Source organism: Planomonospora algeriensis (assembly GCF_977012225.1).
Genome location: NZ_CDRNDK010000632.1, coordinates 1 through 2944 on the forward strand (window position 1 = coordinate 1; position 2944 = coordinate 2944).

Annotated in this window: 2 protein-coding genes and 1 pseudogene; 1 reads left to right on the top strand and 2 read right to left on the bottom strand. The window is 71.0% G+C overall.

Annotation, left to right across the window (positions count from 1 at the left end):
- Positions 1-248 precede the first annotated feature (248 nt).
- Entirely contained in the window at positions 249-2069 is a 1821-nt protein-coding gene (gene glmS, locus ACWJ6R_RS33675; RefSeq protein ID WP_449066091.1) for a glutamine--fructose-6-phosphate transaminase (isomerizing), read from the bottom strand.
- Positions 2070-2113: 44 nt separating this feature from the next.
- Positions 2114-2389, bottom strand: a complete 276-nt coding sequence (locus tag ACWJ6R_RS33680; RefSeq protein ID WP_449066092.1) for a hypothetical protein — start codon at positions 2387-2389, stop codon at positions 2114-2116.
- Between the two features lie 151 nt (positions 2390-2540).
- On the opposite strand from ACWJ6R_RS33680, the pseudogene ACWJ6R_RS33685 reads away from it, so the two are divergent.
- Positions 2541-2944: pseudogene (locus ACWJ6R_RS33685) on the top strand (N-acetylmuramoyl-L-alanine amidase); the annotation flags it as partial.

Genomic DNA, 2944 nt, shown 5'->3' on the forward strand with positions numbered 1-2944 from the left:
CACGCCGCCCGGCCACCCGGTCGGCTCGCGCCGCGGCGCGGCGCGATGACCGACAGCTTCTCCCACGCCGGAGGCCCGGCGCCGCCCGTCGTCCCGCATCCCATCGCGGCGACCATGACTCCCGCGGTGATCCCGAAAAACCGCCTACGGTGCATAGGTGCCCCTTTCCCAGGGTGCCCTTGGCACTCTAGGTTACAGCACCATCACTTTCCGCCACAGAACGGGACGTAGCGGGCCCCATGGTCCGACTACTCCACCGTGACGCTCTTGGCCAGGTTGCGGGGCTTGTCCACGTCCCGCTCCAGGGCGACGGCGGCGTGGTAGGCGAAGAGCTGGAGCGGGATGCCCAGCAGGATCGGGTCCAGCTCGACCTCGTTCTTGGGCACGACCAGGCAGTCGTCGGCCAGCTTGGGGTCGGCGACGCGGTGGCCGACCATCAGCACCCGCCCGCCGCGCGCCCGGATCTCCCCCAGCGTGGTGAGGTTCTTGTCCAGCAGCTCGTCGTCGGGGACGATCGCCACGGTCGGCATCTCCGGGCCGATCAGCGCCAGCGGGCCGTGCTTGAGCTCGCTGGCCGGGTAGGCCTCGGCGTGCACGTAGGAGATCTCCTTGAGCTTCTGCGCGCCCTCGCGCGCCACCGGGTAGCCCCGGACGCGGCCGACGAACATGATGCTCGGCGAGCCGGCGTACTTCTCGGCCAGCTCCTTGACCTGCGGCTCCAGGGCGAGGATCTCCTTGATCTGGTCGGGCAGGGCGCGCAGCCCCTCGCAGATCCGGCGGCCGTCGGCCGGCGACAGGTCGCGCACCCGGCCCAGGTGCAGGGCGAGCAGCGCGAAGGCCACGGCGGTCGAGGTGAACGCCTTGGTGCTGGCGACGGAGACCTCGGGCCCGGCGTGCAGGTAGACGCCGCCGTCGCACTCACGGGCGATGGCGCTGCCGACGGTGTTGACGATGCCGAGCACCCGGCCGCCCTTGCGCTTGAGCTCCTGGACGGCCGCGAGGGTGTCGTAGGTCTCCCCCGACTGGCTGATCGCCACGTACAGGGTGTCGGGCTCCACGACCGGGTTGCGGTAGCGGAACTCGCTGGCCGGCTCGGCGTCGGCCGGGATGCGGGCCAGCTCCTCGATGAGCTGGGCGCCGATCTGGCCGGAGTAGTAGGCCGAGCCGCAGCCGATGATCTTCACCCGGCGGAAGGAGCGGGTCTCCCGCGCGTCCATGTTGAGGCCGCCCAGGTGGGCGACGTTGAAGCGCTCGTCGAGGCGCCCGCGCAGGGTGCGGGCGACGGTGTCGGGCTGCTCGGAGATCTCCTTGAGCAGGTAGTGCTCGTAGCCGCCGGTGTCGTAGTGCGCGGCCTCCCAGTCGACGGTCAGCGGCTCCTTGGCGGTCTCCCGCGCGTCGCTGGCGAAGGTGTTGAACCCGTCGGCCCGCAGCACCGCGAGCTCGCCGTCCTCCAGGTGCACCACCTGGCGGGTGTAGCGGACCAGCGCGGCCACGTCGGAGGCGGCGAACATCTCCTTCTCGCCGATGCCCAGCACGATCGGGCTGCCGTTGCGGGCCACGACCACCTCGCCGGGGCGCTCGGAGTCCAGCACCGCGATGCCGTAGGTGCCGACGACCCGCTTGAGCGCGAGGCGGACGGCCTCCTCCAGCGAGTCGGTCTCCTTGACGGTCCGGGCGATCAGGTGCGCCAGCACCTCGGTGTCGGTCTCGGACAGGAAGACCGCGCCGTCGGCCTCCAGCTTGGCCCGCAGCTCGTCGGCGTTCTCGATGATGCCGTTGTGCACGACCGCGACGCGCTCGTCGTTCGACAGGTGCGGGTGGGCGTTGACGTCGCTGGGCACGCCGTGGGTGGCCCAGCGGGTGTGGCCGATGCCGACGGTCCCCTTGAACCGCGCGGGCACGACCGCCGCCAGGTCCGCCACCCGGCCCTTGACCTTGCGCATCTTCAGGCCCTTGTTGGAGACCACCACGCCGGCCGAGTCGTAGCCCCGGTACTCCAGGCGCTGCAGGCCCTCCAGCAGGATCGGCGCCGCGTCCTTCGGGCCCACGTAGGCCACGATTCCACACATGATCATCACCCTCTCACTGAGATATTTATACCTTTTGTACGGTTTTATCCGTAAATAATCCGCCGCAACTGGCGCAGGGAGAGCTCCGGGGGCGCGACCCGGCGGGCCGCCAGCTCCGCCGCGATCCTCGGGAAGATCACGTCGTTGACCAGCCCCTTCGCCTTGAGCTCGGCGTGGCGCCGCCGGACGTACTCCTCGACCCCCTCCGAGAAGTACGCCAGCACGTCCGCCACCACCCGCGCCGCCTCCCCCGGTCCGAGCGCGCTCGTCCGGGTCAGATGAGTGATCAGCTCCTCGTGCGGATGCCATGCCGTGGACACAGACCAGGACGATATGCAGGGGGAATGTGATTCGCCAACTTTCCTGCCCGGAATCGGGCAGGAAATCATCGATTCTCTCCATCCCGCCGCGCGGATCACACAAGGTAATTCAACGTCACTGTGGGTAGTGGTTCGGGCGGGAGGAACCACTATGCGCCGCCTGCCATGCGTCACCGTCTTCGCCGCCTTCGCCGTCTTCGCCGCGCCCCCTGCCCAGGCCGCCCCGGAACCGAACCTCCGGACGGGCCCGCAGGACAGCCCGCAGGGCGGCCCGGGGGACCGGGTGCGCGACCGCCCGCCCTCGGGCAGGCAGGCCGCCTTCACCCGGGCCGCCCGCGCGTACGGCGTGCCGGAGAACGTGCTGCTCGCCGTCTCCTACCTGCAATCCCGCTGGGACGCCAACGGCGGCACGCCGAGCGTCTCCGGCGGGTACGGTCCCATGCACCTGGTCGACGCGCGCACCGCCGTACCCCGCGACCGCCACCCCGGCGGCCACCACGGCGGTCACCACGGCGGTCACCACGGCGCGGCCGGGGCGGACGCGCGCGGCGACGA

Bases quoted from the DNA above. Each gene is read 5' to 3' on its own strand.
- glmS (WP_449066091.1), bottom strand. From the start codon at position 2,069: ATGTGTGGAATCGTGGCCTACGTGGGCCCGAAGGACGCGGCGCCGATC.